Consider the following 21,447-nt stretch of genomic DNA (forward strand, 5'->3'; position numbering starts at 1 on the left):
GAACCCGCGGCGGTGCCAGTTGCGAAGGGGCCCGAAAGCGCCTGACGGCGCTTGGCGACGGCACGCACGCAGGCGCAGGTCAGACACCGCAGCTGCGGTACCCGACCAGGATGAAAGAACCTCATTGAAATCGCGGACATCGTCCACGGGCCCCGGGTTCAGTAGGCCTTCGGGTAGACCACGCGCCCGCGCCGGATCGCGCGCGCCAGCATGCCGATCACGCCGAGCACGAGCACTCCGCCCAGCGCGATCGCCGCCCAGCGCGGCATCTCGTACAGCGGCGTCACGTCGTCGAAGACCGAGCCGATCACGATCTGCGACACGATGCACAGCGCGAAGGTCACCACTGCCGCAACGGCGTAGACCTGGTTGCGGGCCTTCGCGGTGAAGGCCGCGAAGAACAGCATGGTTCCCGACACGATCAGGACCAGCAGCGTCACCAAGGCCACCGTGTCCTTGAGCGTGTACGGAATCGTCGCGGCATCCGCGAAGAGCCCGTCCAGCAGGTAGTCCGAACCGAACATGGTCAGCGCCGCCACCGCCGCCCCGCTGGCCACGACCTCCATCGTGGACCTCTTCCCGGTGCCGCGATCGAGCTGCTCCGCGACCTGCGCGGCGTACTCGCGCGGTCGGCCGAAGGCCTCGACCGGGTCTTCACCGGTCTCCGTCACGTGCGCCTCGACCTCGGCGAGCACCTCGCCGACGCGTTCGCCGGAGATCTCGTGCATCCGCAGCGCGACGAGCAGCTCGTCCCGGTACTTCTTGTCCAGCGTCATCATTCCTGCACCCCTCGTTGCACGAGCCGGATCGAGTTGTTCGCGAACTCGATCCACCTCGGTCCCAGTTCGACCAGCGCCGCCCGCCCCTCATCGGTCAGCGCGAAGTACTTGCGGCCTGGCCCGCCTTCGCCGGCCCGCCATTCGGCCCGCAGCAACCCGTCCGCGGCGAGCCGGTTGAGCAGCGGGTAGAGCGTGCCCGCCTTCATGTCGGGCAAACCCGCCTCGGCCAGCCTCTGCAGCAGCGTGTAGCCGTAGCCCTCGCCTTCCTCGGCGAGCAGCGCTAGCACGGCCAGATCCAGCACGCCGCGCAGCCATTGCGTCTGCCTGGCCGAGATCGCCTTGTCAACCACGGGAACAAGGTAACACCAACTAGTGTGTCTCGCCAACTAGTAGGCGACGCGCAGTCTCCCTGGCTCGTCAATCAACCGGAAACCGGCTCCGCGCCGGAAGTCGCACACCTCGCCGCGAAGGCGGGTCGCGTCAGCGGATCTGCCAGTCGAGGCGGCCGTCTTCGGTGACGGTCGGATAGCTGTGCCCCGCCGGAATCCCCTCGGTCAGCGACCGGTGCACGTCCGCGAGCATCGACCCGACGCCCCGCCACTCCGGCCTGAGCACCTGGGCTGCCTCCTGCTCCCACTCCAGCACGCAGCCCGTCAGCGGCCCCGGCCGCAGATCCACCACGAGCTCATCGGCGAAGCCATCACCGGCGATCGGGATCCACGACGGGTGGAAGCTGGAGCCCGGCGAGCCCGCGTAGTAGTCGCAGGCCGGCCGGTCCCACTGCGCCGTCCAGTTCTTGCGGTGATCCCGCCACGACTGGAGTGCCTGCGCCGCGCTGTACGGCGTGTAGAAGGGCGGCAGGACGTCGGCCAGCACATCCACATCGGTGCCGCCGCAGCACGCCCACAGCTCGCGAAGTTCGACGGGCAACTCGACCGCGTACTCCGCTTCCAGCTCGGCGAGGTCCGGCGGCTCCGGGGAGCGTAGGGCGGCTGCGGTGACGGGCGCGTGCTCCGAAAGCCACAGCACGATCTTCGTCCACAGCTCCGTGACAACCATTCCGATCATGGTCGTCCGGAACTCGCCAAACCGGTACCGCCAAAGGTGACCCCGCCGCCAGGTGCGAGCCACGGCTGCGCCGAAGGGCGCAATGTGGATTGGACCACCGCCGCAGTTCCGAATGGGGATCGTTACGAACTGTTCCGTCGACCGTTGCTTTCCGCGGGCTCGATACGGTGAGAGCCGGACCGGGGAACACGCTGTGAACGCGGAGCCCGTAGGCTTCCGCGAGGTCTGGTTCGGTGACCGGAGGTAGAGAGATGGCGCAGGACATCGTCCCCATCGAGCTTGGGCTCCCGCAGGGCGACGTCGTCACCCTGTGGGCACCGCGCTGGCGCGAGGACGGCGAGGAGTGGGAGGCATTCCTCGGACACGAGGACGACCTCTACGCATTCCCCGACGCCGCACACCTGGCGGCGTTCGTGCGCACCGCGGAGGAGCACGACCTCGACGACCACCCCGCGTGGCACGTGGTCCCCGAGCTCCCCGCCGAGGACCTGAGCCCGGACGAGGACCACCAGTACGACCTGGTCGGCGTCCCCGAGCTGGTCGCTGAGCCGATGGACACCTGGACCATCGGCGAGCTCGCCGACATCGTCGAGATCGCCCGCTCGCTGGCCGACGTCTGCGAGCTGGACGCGGTGCACGACGTGCTGGACGCGGCCGACGGGTTCGCCATGCTCGACCAGGGCACCTTCGCGTTCTCCGGCAAGGACGGGCAGCGCCGCTGGACCGACCTGTGCCAGGTCGTCGTCGAGCGCTGGGACGAGGTGCTGGACGCCATCGACGCGGTCGTCACCACCCCGGACGTGCCCGCCGACGCCCTCGCCACCGCCGAGACCGAACTCGCCGAGGCGCTGGAAGCCGACGACGAGGCGGCGGACACCGCCGAAGCGCCCGAGGTGGACGACATCGAAGAGGTCGAGGTCGGCTTCTGGGGCGAGGTCGGCATCGACCCGATCCTGATCATCACCAGCACCGGCGAGCACTACTCGCTGCGCTGCTACCTCGACGACGACCCGATCTTCCTCGGCAGCGGCGGCAAGATCGACGTGTTCCCGTCGGCGCGCGCGCTGGCCCGGTTCCTGGCCGACGAGAGCGCCATCGAGGACACCGACCTGGCCCGGGTCGCGACCTGGTCGCAGGTCGTGGAGAAGGCGACCGCCGGCGAGCTGCAGGTCGAGGTCGACTCCGAGAACACCTACGTGCTGACCGGACTGGACGCCGACCTCGGCACCGGACCGTCCGAAGTGGACCCGACCCAGCTGGACCTCGCCGAGGAACTGCTGATGGACGCGGCGGCGTGGGCCGGCGACGACACCGTCGAGCAGGCGCTGCAGCCGTCGGAGCGGCTCGGCTGGCTGGTTTCCTTCGTGCTCCGCCCGAACCCGAACCGGCTGCCGCCGAGCGCGCCGTTCGACGCCGAGGTCGAGACCTGGCGCAAGCTGGTGGAAAACCTGGAAGCGCGGTTCCGCTCGCACTGAACCCGAAGCGCGGGTGCCGGTTTCCGCGCGAGATCGGCACCCGGGCGTCAGGCCACCTCGGCGAGGAGCTGCCCGGGGGCCGCGAGCCTGCGGCGCGTCGGTTCGCCCGCGCACACCTGCGAATAGGCCTCCCGGAAGCCCTTTCGCGCGCGGTAGACGAGCGCGGCCGCACTGTTGCGGCTGATGCCCAGCCGGTGGCTCATCTCGGCCGTCGTCTCCTCCTCGACCTCCATGCACCACAGGACGTGCCGCCAGCGGCGCGGCAGCCGGGCGAACGCCTTCGCCACCAGCTCGCGCTCCTGCTTGAGCACCGCGGGATCGATGAACGGCACGTAGTTGTCGGGCCGGTAGAAGCCGTCGAGCTCGGCGGCCAGGAGCACCCGGCGGTCCCGGTTGTTCAACGTCATCGCCAGGTTCCGCACCGTGGTGAGCAGGTAGGCGCGGAACGCGGAGTCCGGGCCGCCACCGCGGCGCAGGACGTCCAGGATCTTCACGAACGCTTCCGCGACCAGGTCTTCCGCGTCGCTGTGGGTGCCGACGACCTGCTTGGCCATGGTGTGCGCCGCCATGCGATGCCGCGAGTACAGCTCACCGAACGCCTCGGTCGACCCAGTCCGAACCGCGTCCAGCAGCGTCCGATCGTCACCCGCGATCATCGTTCCTCTCACTGCTTTTGCACCGGTGGGGGACGTGCTGCAGCGCGAAAGCGGCGGCCGTCCCCCACCGGGTACGCCCCCACTGCGAGAGATGCTCGTCGGGACCGGGACGACGAACAAGGCAGAGAATTTCAGATAGTGATTACCCCTCGAAAGGGCGACGGTGCCCCGCCGAAACATCACCCGGCAGCCGGAAAACGGCCCGCCACCGCGAGGGTCCGGGAGATCTCCACGGCCGCGGTCCGCAACGGCCGCACGTAGGACTTGGTGTCGGCGAGCTTGCGCGCCGGGAACGAGATCGCCAGCGTCACCGGACCGCTGGCGCCGATCACCGGCGCGGCCAGGCACGCGGTGCCCAGCGAGTACTCCTCGGAGTCGGAGACCACCGGCCGGACCGGGCGGTTCACCAGGTCGCGGATCCGGGTGATCGTGCGCGGGGTCAGGTCGGCGGGCGGGTGCCGGAGGAAGTGGTCGGCGCGTTCTTCCTGGCTCAGCCCGGAGAGCAGGCACTTGCCGATCGCCGTGGCGTGCGCGGCCTCGCGGAAGTCGGCCCAGGTGTCCACCCGGGGCGTGCGCGGGCTGTCGACGATCTCGGCGACCTCCACCTCGCCCTCGTGGTAGCGGGCCAGGTAGATGGCCGCGTTCAGGTCCTCGCGCAGGCCCACCATGACGGTGCGGACCTGGCTGCGCAGGCCTTGGTTCTGGCCCGCGACGTGCAGCCCGCTCACCTGCTCGCCCAGGATGAAGGCGCCGTCGTCGAGCTTCTCCAGATAGCCCTCGTGCACCAGGGTGCGCAGCAGGTGGTAGGTGGTCGGCAACGCGATTCCGGTGCGTCTGGCGAGGGTTTTCGCGGTCGCACCGCCCGCGTGCTCGCCCACCACCTCCATCAATCGAAGCGCGCGCTGCACCGATGCGATCAACGTGGGTTCGCCGCCCCGTGCCACCTGTCCCTCCTGAGCTCCGCGGCGCCGTGGTGCTCGCGCCGATTGTGAAACAAATTCAGGCTTGGCAGTATCCACCGCCGCCGAGGGGCACGCACCCGTTTCGGCGGCGATCTCCGATCATTCCGACAGCGCCGCGTAGCCGGGCTTGATCACCTCGTTGATGATCTCCAGCCGCTCGTCGAAGCCGATGAACGCCGACTTCATCGCGTTCACCGTGAACCACTGCATGTCCGACCAGCCGTAGCCGAACGCCTCGTGCAGCGCGGCGAACTCACCGGACATCGAGCAGTGGCTCATCAGCCGGTTGTCGGTGTTCACGGTGACCCGGAACCGCAGCTTCGCCAGCAGGCCGATCGGGTGGTCGGCGATCGACTTGGCGGCCCCGGTCTGCAGGTTCGACGACGGGCACATCTCCAGCGGGATCCGCCGATCCCGGACGTAGGACGCGAGCCGGCCCAGGTGCACCGCGCCGTCCTCGGCGACCTTGATGTCGTCGACGATCCGCACCCCGTGCCCGAGGCGTTCCGCGCCGCAGTGCTGGATCGCCTCCCAAATCGACGGCAGCCCGAACGCCTCACCGGCGTGAATGGTGAAATGCGCGTTCTGCTGACGGAGATATTCGAAGACGTCCAGGTTCCGCGTGGGCGGGAATCCGGCTTCCGGTCCCGCGATGTCGAAGCCGACCACCTCCGCGTCGCGGTACCGAACAGCGAGGTTCGCGATTTCCGCCGACCTCGCGTGCTGCCGCATCGCGCAGAGCAAGGTACCGATTCGGATACGTTTTCCGGCGGCCGCGGCACGGCGCTCACCATCCCGGAATCCGTCTTGCACGGCCTGCACGATCTGGTCGAGCGCCAGGCCCCGCTCTTGGAAGAGTTCCGGCGCATAGCGGATCTCCGCGTACACCACTCCGTCGGCGGCCAGATCCTCGACGCACTCGGCCGCGACCCTGGCCAGCGCCTCCTCCGTCTGCATCACGGCGACGGTGTGCGAGAAGGTCTCCAGGTAGCGCTCCAGAGACCCCGAGTCCGCCGCCGCGGCGAACCATTCGCCCAGCTCATCGGCGTTCTCGTGCGGCAGGTCGGAGTACCCGACCGCCTGCGCCAGATCGATCACGGTCTGCGGGCGCAGACCGCCGTCGAGGTGGTCGTGCAGCAACACCTTCGGAGCCAGCCTGATGGAGTCCAGGTTCACCGGAGTCGACATGCGCCCACGTTACAGCGCGCAGGCAATCACCTCACGCACAGCTACGAACAACAAGCTCGAAGAAACCCCAGATACGCCCGGATTCAGGCCTCGTTCAACCGGACGGCCGTCACGCAAAACTCACCCAGATGGAGGCAATCGCGACTCTTAGAGCATTCAGCAGCGAGTTCATTGGTCTTTTCGGCCTAATAATCCACTGCCGAACGGAGTCATAATTGGCACCGCAGTCACGCAATGTATCGGGGGGTGGCTGGGAACGCGAGAACCGACTAGCTAGGCTCCTGGAGTCCTCACCCCCCTCGACGAAGGACGCCCCTAGCCGTGACCGAGAACATGTCGTTCGACCGCATGCGCAACATGCTCACGCGTGCGGCTGAGATCCGCGAGAGCGAGCAGCAGCAGATCTTCGACGCCCTAGACGAGATCCATGCCCGGCTGTCGCCGCTGGAGTCCCTGGGCTCCGTGCGGAAGCGCCTGTCCGAGCTGCCGGATCGCACCGAAGTCAGCGTGCTCGCCGAACGACTCGACGAGGCACTGGCCAAGCTGGAAGCGCACGACGGTGCGCTGGTCGAGCTGAAGAGCTCCGTCGACGGCCTGGTCGACAAGCTCGCCAAGCCGTTCGCCCAGCTGGATGGGCGCCTGGACGGGGTCGCGGGCCGGATGGACGGCGTCTCCGGCCGGATGGACGGCCTGGAGGACAAGCTCGGCCACATCCACAAGCGCCTCGACGAACTCGGCCTGCACCTCGACAAGCAGGACGGCCGGCTGGAGGCGCTGCCGACCGCGGTGCACGGGCCGGTGCGCGAGCGCATCGACTCCTTGGAGACCAGCCTGCGCGGCCGCTTCGCCGAGATCGACGAGGGCGTGCACGAGCACCTCGACGGCACCCGCGAGGCGCTGCAGCGCGCGGTCACCGACTCCACCGCCAACGCCCAGAGCACCCTCTCCGAGGCGGTCTCCGGCACCCGCGAGCAGCTGGACGCCAAGCTCGACCAGCTCGCCGCGCGTCCCGCCGTGGACCCGACCGACAAGCTGGACAAGCTGGCCGATCGGCTGGAGCAGCTCACCAACCGGCTGGACCAGGTCTCCGGGCGCCTCACCCAGGTCGAGGACAACGTCAACACCCGGATCGACTCCGTCGAGCAGGGCTTCACCAACCGCCTGGACACCGTCGAAGAAGGCGTCAAGAGCGGCCTCGGCGAGCTCGGCGGCACGCTGTCGAAGAACCTGTCGCAGCTGTCCGGCACGCTGTCCTCGCGTCCCGACAGCGAGTCGCTGGGCGCCCTGGTCCGCGAGGCCAACGAGGAGAGCGAGCGGCGGCACGCCGGTCAGCTCGACGAGGCGATGGCTACCTTCGCGGAGCTGATCCTCGGCGGCAGCGCGCCTTCCGCCCCGCCGCCGCCCACCACGCTGCCCCGGCAGCAGCGCCGCGGCCGGTCCAAGAGCGCGAAGCGCGACCCCGACAAGGCCCTGACCGCAGACGGCGACGAGGACTTCACCGCCGAAAGCGCCTAGTCCGAGCCGCGCGCCGGCCGTCCCCTGGATCAGGGTGGTCCGGCCGGTGCGCGGTCCGCGACCACTCGATCCAGGATCAGCGGCGTCGACACCTCGTCGGCGCCGCTGATCTCGTATGCACCCACCAACGCCTCCCGGGCGCCGGTGACGGTTTCCGGCCGGTCGGTGTGTAGTTCCAGCAGCGGTTGGCCCGTCGTCACGCGATCGCCCGGCTTCGCCAGGCACAGCACTCCTGCGGCGTGCTGGACGTCGTCCTCCTTGCGGGCCCGGCCGGCCCCGAGTCGCCAGGCCGCGATCCCAACCCCGTACGCGTCGAGCCTCGCCAGCGTCCCGGTTTCAGGTGCGGTGACGACCTCGACGTGCTCGGCTCGCGGCAACGCGGCCTCCGGGTCGCCGTCCTGGGCCCGGATCATCCGGCACCACGAGTCGTACGCCCGCCCGTCTGCCAGCACCTCGGCCGGGTCCACATCGGACAGACCGGCGTGCTCGAGCATCTCGCGGGCCAGCGCCAGCGTCAGCTCCACGACGTCCGGCGGCCCGCCGCCCTGCAGCACCTCCACCGCCTCCGCCACTTCCAGTGCGTTGCCGACCGCGCGGCCCAACGGGACCGACATGTCGGTGATCAACGCGCTGGTGCTCAACCCGTTGGCCATGCCGATCTCCACCAACGCGGTGGCCAGTTCCCGCGCCTGGCCCAGGTCCTTCATGAACGCACCCGAACCGCACTTGACGTCCAGCACCAGCGACTGCACGCCCTCGGCGATCTTCTTGCTCATGATCGAGCTGGCGATCAGCGGGATGGACTCGACCGTGCCCGTCACGTCGCGAAGCGCGTAGAGCTTGCGATCGGCCGGGGCCAGCCCTTCCGTCGCGGCGCACACCACCGCGCCGACGTCGTCGAGCCGGTCGCGGATCTCGTCGGGCGACAACCGGGCCCGCCAGCCCGGGATCGACTCCAGCTTGTCCAGCGTGCCGCCGGTATGACCGAGCCCTCGGCCGGACAGCTGCGGCACCGCCGCGCCGCACGCGGCGACCAGCGGCGTCAGCGGCAGCGTGATCTTGTCGCCGACGCCACCGGTGGAATGTTTGTCCACAGTGGGCCTTCGAACCCCGTCCAGCACCAGCGTCTCGCCGGAGGCGACCATCGCCGCCGTCCAGCGCGCCGTCTCCGCCGGCGTCATGCCGCGCAGCAGCACCGCCATCGCCAGCGCGGCCATCTGCTCATCGGCGACCTGACCCCGGGTGTACGCGTCGATGACCCAGTCGATCTGCGCATCGCCGAGCACCTGCCCATCGCGCTTCGCGCGGATCACGTCAACAGCGGAATGCACCGCCACCACCTCCACGGCTCACAACAACTTCCCGCCTATAAAGAGAACCGAACCCCACCTACAGATACACCCCAATCGGGTGATCTATGCCAAAAGCGTTGTGTACGACCGAGATGTGCAACCTACCCGTGCGCAATGTGGATCTCGACGGCCAGTCGGAGCACGTTCCCACAACGCTAGGCTCGCCGGGTGATCCTCCCCGCCGCAGCAGGCAACCAAGCCTTTGCCGACGAATCGTTCCACGAAGCCGAAGTCGGCGGTTACTACATCCTCGCTGCGGTGATCTTCGAGGTTGCCACGCACGATCCAGCGAGGTTAGCGATGCACGAGCTGCGTGGCAGGCGCAACGCGTACAAGTTGCACTGAGGTTTTTCCAACCTCGTTCTGCGTGGCGGTGCGGGTGGCGGAACCTCAGCGTCCGCCTGGACTGTGGGTGCCCTGACTTATGTATGCCAATACACGGCGTCAGGGCCGTCCTCGCCAGGCGAACGCTGAGAACCCGCGGCGGTGCCAGTTGCGAGGGTGGGCCCGAAAGCGCCTGACGGCGCTTGGCGACGGCGCGCACTCAGGCGCAGGTCAGACACCGCGGCTGCGGTACCCGACCAGGATGAAAAACCCTCAATGGAACGAGATGACTTCGCAGGAGAAGCACAATGCGGCGAAGATCGTGGCCGAACTCGAAGGATTTCACATCGTCGTGGTCGGAACCCCCGTGCCCAGGCGACGACAGGAACGCGCCCGCGCACTGTGCCTCGGCAAACTGGTACCCGAGCTACACAGCTACGGAATCGATCGCCTGCTGATGGAGGGCCGCTCGCGAGCGCTCAACGAACGAGGTGTTACGACCGTCCGCGGAGCCCGATACGAGCTCCCCAAAGGAGCCGTCTTCGAGATCGAACACCTGCCAGGAAGTAGCGAGGCGCTGCTCTGGGCGGCGGACATCGTGGCTGGTGCTGTCCGGTCCAGCAAAGAAGGATCGGACAACTGCCGCGAGCTCCTGGACGCCCGGCTCTACCAGATCGACTTGGCGATCGATTGCTAACAACCTCAGAGATGCGTAAGGCCAGGGTCCCGGTCTGCCCCAGGAAGCACCTGACCTTGCGACTCGCCCGACACCCACGATGCCGAACTCCCGCGCACACCATACACCGCTCGCGCAGCGGCCGCTTACAGTTCGAAGGCGTCGGGGAGGACTTCGGTCATCGGCAGTACTCCTCGCGGCGTGTCCACCAGGCAGTCCCGGCCGCCCAGTTCGAAGAGGAGCTGGCGGCAGCGGCCGCACGGCATCAGCAGGTCGCCCGTTCCGCTCCGGCAGGCCACCGCGACGAACCGGCCTCCGCCGGTCAGCCGCAGTTGGCCCGCCATCGTGCACTCCGCGCACAGCGTGAGCCCGTAGGAACCGTTCTCCACGTTGCAGCCGACGACCACCCGGCCGTCGTCGCACAGCGCCGCCGCTCCCACCTGCAACTTCGAGTACGGGCAGTACGCCAGCGCCGCGGCCTCGACCGCCGCGGCGCGCAGCGCCTCCCAGTCCACAGTGGTCGTCACTAGTCCTCGCCTCTGCGGTATTGCAGGCCGTCTGCGGCGGGTGGTCGTAGTCGTTGCGATGCCGCTGCGAGGATCACCAGGGTGACGAGGTGCGGCGTGTAGGCCGTCAGTTCGTCGGGGAGCTCGTCGGTGAACCAGTACACCGCGTACGTGACCGCCGCGAACACCAGGGCCACCCCGGCGCCGAACCACATCCGCCGCCACAGCTGCACAGCCACCACCACGACCAGCAGCAGCGTCGCCGCGTACAGCAGCGCGTGCACGCTGGTCTCGCCGCTGCGCAGCTGCAGGCCGTCGGCGTAGCCGAACAGCGCCGCGCCGCCCAGCAGGCCGCTGGGCCGCCAGTTGCCGAAGATCATCGCCGCCAGGCCGATGTAGCCCCGGTTGTTGGTCTGGCCTTCCAGGTAGCCGGCCTGCCCCGGGTTGAGGATCAGCGCCGCGCCGCCGATCCCGGCCAGCGCACCCGAGATGATCACCGCGATGTACTTGTAGCGGTAGACGTTCACGCCGAGCGACTCCGCCGCGACCGGGTTCTCGCCGCAGGACCGCAGCCGCAGTCCGAACGGCGAGCGCCACAGCACCAGGTAGCTCACCGGCACCAGCAGGTACGCCAGCATCGTCAGCGGCGAGACCTCGGTGACCAGGCCGCCGAGGATGCCCGCGAGGTCGGAGATCCCGACCCGCTGCAGGTCCTCCAGCTGCTGCAGCCAGGTGCCCAGCGGCTGCGCCGAGTAGGTGTCGAACTTCGGCACCGGCGGCGACTCCCGCGGGTTCCGCGAGATCGGCTCGAACAGCAGCGTCGACAGGTACTTCGCGGTGCCCGCGCCGAGCAGGTTGATGGCCACACCGGACACGATGTGGTTGACCCCGAAGGTCACCGTCGCCACGGCGTGCACCAGGCCGCCGAGCGCGCCGAACACCGCGGCGGCGACGAGCCCGGCCAGCGGTCCCCACTGGTAGCCGGCCCAGGCACCGCCCCAGGTGCCCAGGATCATCATGCCTTCCAGGCCGATGTTGATGACCCCGGCCCGCTCCGCCCACAACCCGCCGAGGGCGGCCAGCAGGATCGGGATGCCCAACCGCACCGCCGCCTGCACGGTGCCGGACGAGGTCAGCTGCGGCACGCCGGTCTGGTACGAGGTGATCGACACCGCCAGGAAGCCGACCGCCACCCACAGCAGGACGCGGGCCCAACTGGGCATCCGGCCGCCGAGGGCGCCCGCTTTCCGGTCCGCCGGTGCCGATGATTTGGTCGCGACCGCGGTCATGCCCGCTCACCTCCGGTTCCGGCGGCGGCCGGCGCGGCCGCGGTGCCCAGCGCACGCCCGACCCGCCGCTGCTCGGCGGCGAGTTCGCGGCGGCGCACCAACTCGTACGCGACGACGACCGACAGCACGATCGCGCCCTGCAGGATCGTCACGATCTCCTTGGGCACCCCGATGTTGTCGAGCGTCAACGAGCTCTTGTCCAAGAAGGACCAGAGCAGCGCGCCGAACGCCACGCCGATCGGGTGGTTGCGGCCGAGCAGCGCGATGGCCAGTCCCGCGAAGCCGTACCCGGTCGGGAAGTTGAGCGTGAAGGTGTGGTCGCGGCCGAGGATCTCCGGCAGGCCGGCCAGGCCCGCGACGGCGCCGGAGATCAGCATCGCGGACATGACCATGCGCTTGGAGTTCACGCCACCGGCGGTGGCCGCGGTCGACGACAGGCCGGAGGCCCGCAGCTCGAAGCCGTAGCGGGTCCGGTCGATCAGCACCGCGTAGCCGACGCCGACGGCGGCCGCGAGCAGCACGAGGCCGAACATGGTGCCCGCGCCGCCGAACGGGATGCCGGGCACCTGGCCGCTGTCCGGGATGATCTTGGTCCCCTGCGTGTTCCCGCGCAGCTCGCCGAAGGTCGGGACGAGGTAGGCGACCACGCCGATCGCCAGCATGTTGAGCATGATCGTGGAGATCACCTCGGACACCCCGCGGTAGACCTTGAGCAGCGCCGCGATGCCGCTCCACGCGGCACCGACGACGGCACCGACCACCACGATCACCACGGCGTGCAGCCCGAACGGCAGGCTGATGGCGCCGCCGACGATCGACGCCACGCAGGCGGCCAGCTTGTACTGGCCCTCGATGCCGATGTTCAGCAGGTTCATCTGGAACCCGATCGCGGCCGCGATCGCCACCAGGTAGTACGCCCCCGCCGTGTTGACGATGTCCACGGCGGTCGTGCCGCGGGCGACCTGCGCGATCATCTCCGCCAGCGTCGCGAGCGGGTTCGCGCCGGAGACCAGCAGCACCACGCTGCACAGCACCGCGGCGAAGACGATCGCCAGCGCCGGTGGCAGCAGCCGTGCGCGCCACGTGTTCATGCCGCCTCCCCTGCACCGGTCATCGCCGCACCGAGGTCCTCCGGGGTGACCGAGCGCGGGTCGGCCGTCGCGACCAGCCGCCCCCGGAACATCACCCGGATGGTGTCGGACAGGCCGATCAGCTCGTCGAGATCGGCCGAGATCAGCAGGACCGCCAGGCCGGCCGAGCGGGCGGCGCGCAGGTGGCCCCAGATGCCGGCCTGGGCGCCGACGTCCACGCCGCGTGTCGGATGCGCGGCGATGAGCAGCGCCGGGTCGCCGGAGAGCTCCCGGCCGACCACGAGCTTCTGCTGGTTGCCGCCGGACAGCGCGGCCGCGTCCACGTCGATGCCGGGCGTGCGGACGTCGAACTCGTCGATGATCCGCTGGGTGTCGGCCTTCGCGCCCGCCCGGTCCAGCCAGACGCCGCGGGCCGTCGGCCTGCGGGTCTGGTAGCCGAGGATCCTGTTGATCCACAGCGATTCCTGCAGCAGGAGACCCTGCCGGTGCCGGTCCTCCGGCACGTAGCCGATGCCCGCTTCCCGCCTCGCCAGAGTGGACAGACCGGTCAGGTCGCGGTCGCCGAGCACCACCCGGCCCGCGGTGACCGACCGCATGCCCATGATCGCCTCGACCAGCTCGGTCTGGCCGTTGCCCTCGACGCCGGCGATGCCGACGACCTCGCCGGCCCGCACCGTCAGGTCGACGTCCGAGAGCACCGCCCGGTCCTGGTCCGATGCGGACAGGCCGGTGACGACCAGCACCTCTCGGTCGGTCACGGTGGATTCGCCGTGCTCGGGCACCGGCAGCTGGCTGCCGACCATCATCTCGGCGAGGCCGCGGCTGCTGACCTCCGCGGCCGGCACCGTGCCGACCGTGGTGCCGCGCCGCAGGACAGTGATGGTGTCGGCGATCGCGCGCACCTCGTCGAGCTTGTGCGAGATGAAGAGGAACGTGAAGCCCTGTTCGCGCATGGTGCGCAGGGTGTCGAACAGCTCGTCGACCTCCTGCGGGACCAGCACGGCGGTCGGCTCGTCGAGGATGATGATCCGCGCGCCCCGGTACAGGACCTTGAGGATCTCCACCCGCTGCCGGTCGGCCACGCCGAGCCCTTCGACCAGCGCGTCCGGGCGCAGCTCGAAGCCGGCCTGCTCGGCGAGCTCCAGCACCCGCCGCCGCGCCTTCGCGCCGATGCCGTGCTCGCGTTCCGCGCCGAGCACGACGTTCTCCAGCACGGTCAGGTTGTCGGCGAGCATGAAGTGCTGGTGCACCATGCCGATGCCGGCCCGGATCGCCTCGGCGGGCGTGCGGAACCGGATTTCCTCGCCGTGCACGCGGATGGTGCCGGAGTCCGGCGCCTGCATGCCGTAGAGGATCTTCATCAGCGTGGACTTGCCGGCGCCGTTCTCGCCGCACAGGGCGTGCACCTCACCGGCGCGCACCAGCAGGTTCACATCGGAGTTGGCGACCACGCCGGGGAAGGTCTTGGTGATGCCGGTCAGTTCGACGGCCGGTGCCCCGGCCGTGCCGGGTGGGCCGCCGGAATCCGGCGCAATCGAGGTGTTCATGGGGCTCCGTGGTACGTCGACACCGGCAGCGAAGCAGAAAGACGCTCAACAATGGACGGTTTCAGCGAGAACGTGACGATCTTGGCGCGAACCCGCCAACCGACCCGTTGACGGATGAGGGGCACCCCCGACGCGTCGACCGCGCCGGAAGTGCCCCTCATCTGGGATGTCACGGCTTGTCGGAAACCTTGATGTCGCCGCGGGCGATGGCCGCCTTGTAAGCGTCCACCGTGGGGACCAGCTCGGTGATCTTGCCGCCGGAGGTGGAGTAGCCCACGCCGTCGATGCCCAGGTCGAACTTCTTCGGCAGCGTGCTCAGGTCGTTGCGCGCGACCGCCGCGATGTAGTCGTACACCGCGAAGTCGACCCGCTTGAGCATCGAGCTGATGATCACGTCCTTGTACTCCGCGACCGTCGGCTGGTTGTACTGGTCGGAGTCCACGCCGATGGCCTGCGCGTTCGAGGACTTCACCGACGAGAACACGCCCTTACCGGAGGCGCCCGCCGCGTGGTAGATCACGTCGGCGCCGGACTCCAGCTGGCTGGTCGCGACCTCGGAACCCCGGTTGGGGTCCTGGAAGCCGCTGAAGTCGCCGGCCGGCGACAGGTACTTGCTCTCGATCTTGATGTCCGGCGCGGCGGCCTTGGCGCCCGCCACGTACCCGGCCTCGAACTTCTCGATCAGCGGCGTCTTCACGCCGCCGACGAAGCCGACGTGGCAGTTCTTCGACCGGTGCGCGGCGATCACGCCGACCAGGAACGAGCCCTGCTCCTCGGCGAACACCAGCGACGTGACGTTCGGGATCCCCTGCACGTCCTCGTCGATGATCGCGAACTTGGTGTCCGGGAACTCCGGAGCGACCATCTTGATCGAGTCCGCGTAGGAGTAGCCGACCGCGATGACCGGGTTGTAGCCCTCGCGCGCCAGCTGCCGCAGCCGGGTCTGCTTGGCGTCCTCCGGCTCACCCGCCCCGGCGTCGAGCTCCTTGATGTCGCTGAAGCCCATCTGCGCCTTGGCGCGGTCCAGGCCCGCGACCGAGGCGTCGTTGAACGAGGCATCCCCGCGTCCACCGATGTCGAAGGCCAGCCCCACCCGCATCCCGGCGGCCTGCGGGGCGGGCTGCTGCTGCTCGTTGCCCGAAGTGGTCGGTGCGGCCCCGGCCGGCGGCGCGCTCAGCTGGCACCCCTGGCCCTGGGCGTTGTTGGTTCCCCCACCCCCGCTGTCCTTGGCACAACCCGCCAGCGCCAAGGCGCCGGTGAGCATCACTGCGACCACTGTGGCGCCGTTCCGGCGCACTCCTCCGGCACCCGAGCGCCTTCCCCATATCGGCGTTCGCCGCATGCCGTTCCCCTTTCCTGTCGGTCCCACCGCGCTCCCACCGCCGCTCCGGCTTGACCGGAGGTCCGCGGCGTCGGGTGAACTCCACACGAAGGTGTTGTCTCCGGTGAATTGTTCTTCCGGGGCGCGGCGCACGCCATTCGGTGACGTGGCTCTCGAAATTAAGTCTTGACGCTGCCGCTTGCGCATTGCTCGCATGTCACGAAATGGTTTCTACATCGATCAACCGAGATGGGGCGCTTGTCTGGTCGATCACAGACGGCGCAGGCGAGTAGGCCGGGGCGATTCGCCGGGTCTAGCATCCGATGAGTCAAGGCCCCAGTTCGTGGCCGGTGACGGGCGTGCACCCAATGCCAATTGGGACCAACTGCAACTCGGGGCCGGTCGCCCCTTGTTCCCGAACGGGGCCGTCAGTCCACCAGCGAGGTTGGAGGCCTTCCACCATGGCCAGCACCACCGCCTCCGCGGCCGAGGCCCCGCAGCGCGCCACCGCACCGCGCGCGAAGGGCCGCCTCTACCGCGGCGATCTGGGCATGTGGTCGTGGGTCGCCCACCGGATCACGGGCGTACTCACCTTCTTCTTCTTGTTCGTACACGTCCTGGACACGGCCCTCGTCCGGGTTTCGCCGAACGCGTACGACACGGTCATCGAAACCTACAAGCACCCCGTGATGATCCTGTTCGAGCTGGGTCTGCTGGCGGCCGTGCTGTTCCACGCGTTCAACGGCATCCGGGTCATGCTGGTCGACTTCTGGGCCAAGGGCACGCAGTACCAGAAGCCGATGCTGTGGACGGTCGTGGCGCTCTGGCTGGTGTTGATCATCCCGGCCGCGATCAGCCTGATCAGCCGCGCACTCACGGAACTCTTCGGGGGTTGAGCAAAATGACCGTCACCGACGCTCCGCTTTCCGTGGAGAAGCCGCGCACCCCGTCGCGCCCCGCCGCACGCCGCAACAACTTCGAGCTCTACAGCTGGTTGTTCATGCGGCTGTCCGGTGTGCTCCTGCTTTTCCTGGTGCTGGGCCACCTGCTGATCATGCTGTTCCTGGACGGCGGCGTTCACAAGATCAACTTCGCGTTCGTCGCCGGCCGCTGGGCGTCCCCGTTCTGGCAGTTCTGGGACCTCACCATGCTGTGGCTGGCGGGCCTGCACGGCGGCAACGGGCTGCGCACCGTCATCAACGACTACTCCCGAAAAGACGGCACACGCTTCTGGCTGAAGATGCTGCTGTACGTCTCGGTCTTGCTGACCGTGGGTCTGGGCACCTTCGTGATCTTCACCTTCGACCCGAACATCGGCTAGCGCCGCAGACGACCACAGCGTGGCGAGATCGACGCCCCACCCGCGGGTCCCGCCACAGCCCGAGGAGGCGACCATGCAATTCCACAAGTACGACGTGGTCATCGTCGGCGCCGGTGGCGCCGGGATGCGCGCCGCGATCGAATCCGGCCAGCGCGCCCGCACCGCCGTGCTGACGAAGCTCTACCCCACCCGTTCGCACACCGGTGCCGCCCAGGGCGGCATGTGCGCGGCGTTGGCCAACGTCGAAGAGGACAACTGGGAGTGGCACACCTTCGACACGATCAAGGGCGGTGACTACCTGGTCGACCAGGACGCCGCCGAGATCATGGCGAAGGAAGCCATCGACGCGGTCCTCGACCTGGAGAAGATGGGGCTGCCGTTCAACCGGACCCCGGAAGGCAAGATCGACCAGCGCCGGTTCGGCGGCCACACCCGCGACCACGGCAAGGCCCCGGTCCGCCGCGCCTGCTACGCCGCGGACCGCACCGGCCACATGATCCTGCAGACGCTGTTCCAGAACTGCGTCAAGCACGGCGTGGAGTTCTACAACGAGTTCTACGTCCTGGACATCATGCTCAGCGACGGCCCGGACGGCCAGCAGGTCTGCTCCGGCGCGATCGCCTACGAGCTGGCCACCGGCGAGATCCACGTCTTCCAGGCCAAGTCCGTCATCTTCGCCACCGGCGGCTTCGGCAAGGTCTTCAAGACCACGTCGAACGCGCACACCCTCACCGGCGACGGCATGGGCATCATCTACCGCAAGGGCCTGCCGCTGGAGGACATGGAGTTCTACCAGTTCCACCCGACCGGCCTGGCCGGCCTGGGCATCCTGATCACCGAGGGCGTCCGCGGCGAGGGCGGCATCCTGCGCAACGCCGACGGCGAGCGGTTCATGGAACGCTACGCCCCGACGATCAAGGACCTGGCGCCGCGCGACATCGTCGCCCGGTCGATGGCCCTGGAGGTGCTGGAAGGCCGCGGCGCGGGTCCGAACAAGGACTACGTGCTGCTGGACGTGACGCACCTCGGCGAGGAGCTGCTCGAGGCGAAGCTGCCGGACATCATGGAGTTCTCCCGCACCTACCTGGGTGTGGAGCCCACCAAGGAGCCGGTGCCGGTCTACCCGACCGCGCACTACGCGATGGGCGGCATCCCGACCAACATCATCGGCGAGGTGCTGCGGGACAACGACACCGTCATCCCGGGCCTGTACGCCGCCGGCGAGTGCGCGTGCGTCTCGGTGCACGGCTCGAACCGGCTGGGCACCAACTCGCTGCTGGACATCAACGTGTTCGGCCGCCGGTCGGGCATCGCCGCGGCCGAGTACGCGCTGGGCCACGAGCACGTGGAGATCCCGGCGGAGCCGACCAAGCTCGTGCAGGGCATGGTCGACCACCTGCGCACGGCGCACGGCGGCGAGCGGGTCGCCACGATCCGCACCGAGCTGCAGCAGACGATGGACGCCAACGCCTCGGTGTACCGCACCGAGGAGACCCTGAAGACGGCGCTGTCGGACGTGCAGGCGCTCAAGGAGCGCTACGGCCGGATCTCCGTGCACGACAAGGGCAAGCGGTACAACTCGGACCTGCTGGAGGCCATCGAGCTGGGCTTCCTGCTCGACCTGGCCGAGGCGCTGGTCAACGCCGCGCTGGCCCGCAAGGAGTCCCGCGGCGGCCACGCCCGCGAGGACTACACCGCCCGGGACGACGTCAACTTCATGCGGCACAGCATGCAGTACAAGGTCCTGCCCGAGGAGGAGGACCCGAACGCGCCGCTCGGGTTGACCGGATTCCAGGCCGACATCCGCCTGGACTACAAGCCCGTCGTCGTCACCCGGTACCAGCCGATGGAGCGTAAGTACTGATGACCGCCGCTACCACGAACAACGACACGACCCAGCTCCCGGCTGACGCACCGCCGATCCCGGACGGCGCGACGATGGTCACCGTCAAGATCCTCCGGTACAACCCGGAGGTCGACGAGGACCTGCACTGGGAATCCTACCGGATCCCGGCGCTGCCGTCGGACCGCGTGCTGAACCTGCTGCACTACATCAAGTGGTACGTCGACGGCACGCTGACCTTCCGCCGGTCCTGCGCGCACGGCGTGTGCGGGTCCGACGCGATGCGGATCAACGGCGTCAACCGGCTGGCCTGCAAGGTGCTGATGAAGGACCTGCTGGCCAAGGGCGGCGAGACCACGCTGACCATCGAGCCGATCAAGGGACTGCCGGTCGAGAAGGACCTGGTGGTCGACATGGAGCCGTTCTTCGAGGCCTACCGGGCGGTCAAGCCGTACCTGATGACCACCGGCAACGAGCCGACCCGGGAACGCATCCAGTCGGTCGCCGAGCGGGCCCGGTTCGACGACACCACCAAGTGCATCCTGTGCGCGGCGTGCACCACGTCGTGCCCGGTGTACTGGTCGGACGGCAACTACTTCGGCCCGGCGGCGATCGTCAACGCGCACCGGTTCATCTTCGACAGCCGCGACGAGGGTGCCGAGGAGCGACTGGACATCCTCAACGACGTCGACGGGGTGTGGCGCTGCCGCACGACCTTCAACTGCACGGACGCCTGCCCGCGAGGCATCCAGGTGACGAAGGCGATCCAGGAGGTCAAGCGGGCCCTGATGTTCCGCCGCCGCTGACCTCGGCAACAACCAACGGCGCTCGCCTCCCCGGAGGCGGGCGCCGTTCTGGTTTCACGATTTCGCCTGGGATCGGGCGCTCTTCGCGCCCCGGGCCGGTCAGCGGCGGGTGGCGCGGAAGGCCCGCCAGCCGAGGACTCCGATGATCGTGCCCAGGACCAGGGAGACGATCGCGATCACGAAGTGGACGATCAGGTAGGACGTCGGCGAGCCGCCTGCCCAGGAGCGGTCGCTGTTCCAGATGTTGCGCATGAAGTTCGGCCACAGCAGGTACGACCAGACGCCGAAGGACAGCAGGAACAGCGCAACGCGGCGGGAAATTGTCACGGCCCCCAGTATCCGCTGTAACCTGCTTCACCCACCTGCCCGGGTGGTGGTCAGCGTCTCGCCGCGCACCGGGATTGGTTAGCCTGCTTCGTGTGCCTCAGAGTGCCTGCGGTCCGCTCCGCATGAAGTCCGTGCTCCGCGTGGCCGTTTGCACCATCGCGGCCGCGCTCGTGCTGGGGACCGGCGGCACCGCCGCGGCCCAGCCGCCGGCCGCGTGCCCCAACATCGCCCCACCGCCGCCGGTGGACACCTCCGAGGTGCCCGCGCCGGGCATGCCGGTGCCCGAACCGGTGCCGGTGCCGGAGAACCCCGTCGGCGGCGACCGCCTGGTGGAGTGCGGCGTGGTCATCGCGCAGGGGCTGCCGGAGCCGCCCGCCGAGGTGACCGCCGCCAGCTGGGTGCTGGCCGATCTGGACAGCGGCGCCGTGCTGGCGGCGAGGGATCCGCACGCCCGGCACCGCCCGGCGTCCACCATCAAGGTGCTCACCGCGCTCACCGCGATCCACGCGCTGCGGCTGGACGACACGATCGTCGTCACCCAGGAGGACGCCAACCAGGAGGGCAGCCGGGTCGGGCTGAGCCCGGGCGTCACCTACACGGTGCAGCAGGTGCTGACCGGGCTGATCATGCGGTCCGGCAACGACGCCGCGCACGCGCTCGCCATGAAGATGGGCGGCGTGGAGGTCACGCTCGACAAGGTCAACGCGCTGGCCCGCGAGCTCGGCGCGCTGGACACCCGGGTCGCGACGCCGTCCGGCCTGGACGGCCCGGGCATGAGCACCTCGGCCTACGACCTGGCCGTCGTCTTCCGCGCGGCGATGAGCGAGCCCGCGTTCGCGTCGATCGCCGCGACCCACAACACGCAGCTGCCGGGCAAGCCAGACGGCCCGCCGCTGGAGGTCTGGTCCGACAACCAGGTGCTGCTGAACTACCCGGGCGGCATCGGCGGCAAGACCGGGTTCACCGACGACGCGCGGCACACGTTCATCGGGGCCGCCGAGCGCGACGGGCGCCGGCTGGTGGCGGTGCTGATGCGCGGCGAGAACCAGCCGGTCCGGCAGTCCCAGCAGACCATGCGCCTGCTGGACTACGGGTTCGGGCTCAGCGACGACGCCCCGGTGGGCCGGCTGGTGACGACGTCACCCGAACCGCCCTACGTGGACGCCGACGCCCCTGCCGCGCAGGCGAAGGCGGACGCGTCGGAGAACGGCCGGCCGCAGGAGTCGTCGATGTTCGGCACGGTCGGCGGGCCGTTGACGCTGATCGTGATCCTGGCCGTCGCGGCGATCGGCGTCTTGACGCTCCGCCGGCGCCGCGCGCGGCTCGCCGCCGCCGCGCGCCGCAGGCACAACGGCAACGACCACCCCTGACGGAAACCTCTTCCGGCGCGTCGCCGGATGT

22 protein-coding genes are annotated in these 21,447 nt (G+C 69.2%); 9 read left to right on the forward strand and 13 right to left on the reverse strand.

Going from position 1 to position 21,447, the window contains the following annotated elements:
- Positions 1-158: 158 nt before the first annotated feature.
- The 3 genes from BLW84_RS40575 to BLW84_RS40585 form a co-directional block, all read right to left on the reverse strand.
- On the reverse strand, positions 159-779 hold the full coding sequence (locus BLW84_RS40575) for an HAAS signaling domain-containing protein (RefSeq protein ID WP_143061282.1): 621 nt from the start codon (positions 777-779) through the stop codon (positions 159-161).
- A complete protein-coding gene (locus BLW84_RS40580; RefSeq protein ID WP_093277083.1) occupies positions 776-1,129 on the reverse strand; it encodes a PadR family transcriptional regulator in 354 nt (117 codons plus the stop codon). The genes BLW84_RS40575 and BLW84_RS40580 overlap by 4 nt, the downstream gene beginning before the upstream one ends.
- A gap of 130 nt (positions 1,130-1,259) precedes the next feature.
- Positions 1,260-1,838 carry an SMI1/KNR4 family protein gene (locus BLW84_RS40585; protein WP_093277199.1) on the reverse strand — a complete coding sequence of 193 codons (579 nt, stop codon included), beginning with the start codon at positions 1,836-1,838 and terminating at the stop codon, positions 1,260-1,262.
- A 260-nt stretch (positions 1,839-2,098) separates the two neighbouring features.
- Here BLW84_RS40585 and BLW84_RS40590 point away from each other — a divergent pair, with 260 nt between their 5' ends.
- A complete protein-coding gene (locus BLW84_RS40590) occupies positions 2,099-3,322 on the forward strand; it encodes a primosomal protein (protein WP_093277086.1) in 1,224 nt (407 codons plus the stop codon).
- Positions 3,323-3,369: 47 nt separating this feature from the next.
- On the opposite strand, the gene BLW84_RS40595 is transcribed toward BLW84_RS40590, so the two are convergent.
- The 3 genes from BLW84_RS40595 to BLW84_RS40605 form a co-directional block, all read right to left on the reverse strand.
- Positions 3,370-3,978 carry an RNA polymerase sigma factor gene (locus BLW84_RS40595; protein ID WP_093277089.1) on the reverse strand — a complete coding sequence of 203 codons (609 nt, stop codon included), beginning with the start codon at positions 3,976-3,978 and terminating at the stop codon, positions 3,370-3,372.
- Between the two features lie 179 nt (positions 3,979-4,157).
- Positions 4,158-4,922: an IclR family transcriptional regulator gene (locus BLW84_RS40600; protein WP_093277092.1), complete on the reverse strand. Its 765-nt coding sequence runs from the start codon at positions 4,920-4,922 to the stop codon at positions 4,158-4,160.
- Positions 4,923-5,039: 117 nt separating this feature from the next.
- Positions 5,040-6,128, reverse strand: coding sequence for an adenosine deaminase (locus BLW84_RS40605; RefSeq protein WP_093277095.1), 1,089 nt, complete (start codon positions 6,126-6,128; stop codon positions 5,040-5,042).
- 321 nt (positions 6,129-6,449) lie between these two features.
- Here BLW84_RS40605 and BLW84_RS40610 point away from each other — a divergent pair, with 321 nt between their 5' ends.
- The gene (locus BLW84_RS40610; protein ID WP_093277098.1) at positions 6,450-7,643 is read left to right on the forward strand and encodes a coiled-coil domain-containing protein; all 1,194 of its coding nucleotides are present in this window, start codon (positions 6,450-6,452) and stop codon (positions 7,641-7,643) included.
- A 29-nt stretch (positions 7,644-7,672) separates the two neighbouring features.
- Here the strand turns inward: BLW84_RS40610 and BLW84_RS40615 are convergent, their stop codons facing one another.
- Positions 7,673-8,974, reverse strand: coding sequence for a thymidine phosphorylase (locus BLW84_RS40615; protein ID WP_425441822.1), 1,302 nt, complete (start codon positions 8,972-8,974; stop codon positions 7,673-7,675).
- 189 nt (positions 8,975-9,163) lie between these two features.
- Between BLW84_RS40615 and BLW84_RS48080 the strand changes: the two genes are divergently transcribed.
- Together BLW84_RS48080 and BLW84_RS40620 are read left to right on the forward strand one after the other, a co-directional pair.
- Positions 9,164-9,340: a hypothetical protein gene (locus BLW84_RS48080; protein ID WP_177226973.1), complete on the forward strand. Its 177-nt coding sequence runs from the start codon at positions 9,164-9,166 to the stop codon at positions 9,338-9,340.
- A 265-nt stretch (positions 9,341-9,605) separates the two neighbouring features.
- On the forward strand, positions 9,606-10,016 hold the full coding sequence (locus BLW84_RS40620; RefSeq protein ID WP_093277101.1) for a hypothetical protein: 411 nt from the start codon (positions 9,606-9,608) through the stop codon (positions 10,014-10,016).
- A gap of 125 nt (positions 10,017-10,141) precedes the next feature.
- On the opposite strand, the gene BLW84_RS40625 is transcribed toward BLW84_RS40620, so the two are convergent.
- The 5 genes from BLW84_RS40625 to BLW84_RS40645 form a co-directional block, all read right to left on the reverse strand.
- Positions 10,142-10,522, reverse strand: coding sequence for a cytidine deaminase (locus BLW84_RS40625; RefSeq protein ID WP_093277104.1), 381 nt, complete (start codon positions 10,520-10,522; stop codon positions 10,142-10,144).
- Entirely contained in the window at positions 10,522-11,724 is a 1,203-nt protein-coding gene (locus BLW84_RS40630; RefSeq protein WP_245761732.1) for an ABC transporter permease, read from the reverse strand. Before BLW84_RS40630 ends, BLW84_RS40625 begins: the two co-directional genes overlap by 1 nt.
- A 62-nt stretch (positions 11,725-11,786) precedes the next feature.
- Positions 11,787-12,881 (reverse strand): ABC transporter permease, encoded by a 1,095-nt coding sequence (locus BLW84_RS40635; RefSeq protein ID WP_093277109.1) that lies wholly within the window; start codon positions 12,879-12,881, stop codon positions 11,787-11,789.
- Entirely contained in the window at positions 12,878-14,428 is a 1,551-nt protein-coding gene (locus BLW84_RS40640; RefSeq protein WP_093277112.1) for an ABC transporter ATP-binding protein, read from the reverse strand. The genes BLW84_RS40635 and BLW84_RS40640 overlap by 4 nt, the downstream gene beginning before the upstream one ends.
- Positions 14,429-14,597: 169 nt before the next feature.
- Complete coding sequence (locus BLW84_RS40645) at positions 14,598-15,692, reverse strand: BMP family lipoprotein (protein ID WP_177226975.1); 1,095 nt, start codon at positions 15,690-15,692, stop codon at positions 14,598-14,600.
- Positions 15,693-16,210: 518 nt separating this feature from the next.
- On the opposite strand from BLW84_RS40645, the gene sdhC reads away from it, so the two are divergent.
- The 4 genes from sdhC to BLW84_RS40665 all read left to right on the forward strand — a co-directional run bounded on the left by sdhC (position 16,211) and on the right by BLW84_RS40665 (position 19,719).
- Positions 16,211-16,645 (forward strand): succinate dehydrogenase, cytochrome b556 subunit, encoded by a 435-nt coding sequence (sdhC, locus tag BLW84_RS40650; protein WP_093277115.1) that lies wholly within the window; start codon positions 16,211-16,213, stop codon positions 16,643-16,645.
- A gap of 5 nt (positions 16,646-16,650) precedes the next feature.
- Complete coding sequence (locus BLW84_RS40655; RefSeq protein ID WP_093277117.1) at positions 16,651-17,070, forward strand: succinate dehydrogenase hydrophobic membrane anchor subunit; 420 nt, start codon at positions 16,651-16,653, stop codon at positions 17,068-17,070.
- A 73-nt stretch (positions 17,071-17,143) separates the two neighbouring features.
- The gene (gene sdhA / locus BLW84_RS40660; protein WP_093277120.1) at positions 17,144-18,934 is read left to right on the forward strand and encodes a succinate dehydrogenase flavoprotein subunit; all 1,791 of its coding nucleotides are present in this window, start codon (positions 17,144-17,146) and stop codon (positions 18,932-18,934) included.
- Positions 18,934-19,719 carry a succinate dehydrogenase iron-sulfur subunit gene (locus BLW84_RS40665; RefSeq protein WP_093277122.1) on the forward strand — a complete coding sequence of 262 codons (786 nt, stop codon included), beginning with the start codon at positions 18,934-18,936 and terminating at the stop codon, positions 19,717-19,719. The genes sdhA and BLW84_RS40665 overlap by 1 nt, the downstream gene beginning before the upstream one ends.
- 99 nt (positions 19,720-19,818) lie before the next feature.
- Here BLW84_RS40665 and BLW84_RS40670 read toward each other — a convergent pair whose 3' ends face one another.
- Positions 19,819-20,046: an SCO4848 family membrane protein gene (locus BLW84_RS40670; protein WP_093277125.1), complete on the reverse strand. Its 228-nt coding sequence runs from the start codon at positions 20,044-20,046 to the stop codon at positions 19,819-19,821.
- A gap of 122 nt (positions 20,047-20,168) precedes the next feature.
- Between BLW84_RS40670 and BLW84_RS40675 the strand changes: the two genes are divergently transcribed.
- Positions 20,169-21,416, forward strand: coding sequence for a D-alanyl-D-alanine carboxypeptidase family protein (locus BLW84_RS40675; RefSeq protein WP_177226974.1), 1,248 nt, complete (start codon positions 20,169-20,171; stop codon positions 21,414-21,416).
- Positions 21,417-21,447 lie beyond the last annotated feature (31 nt).

It is taken from the genome of Saccharopolyspora shandongensis (assembly GCF_900106995.1).
GTDB classification, from domain to species: Bacteria; Actinomycetota; Actinomycetes; order Mycobacteriales; family Pseudonocardiaceae; genus Saccharopolyspora; species Saccharopolyspora shandongensis.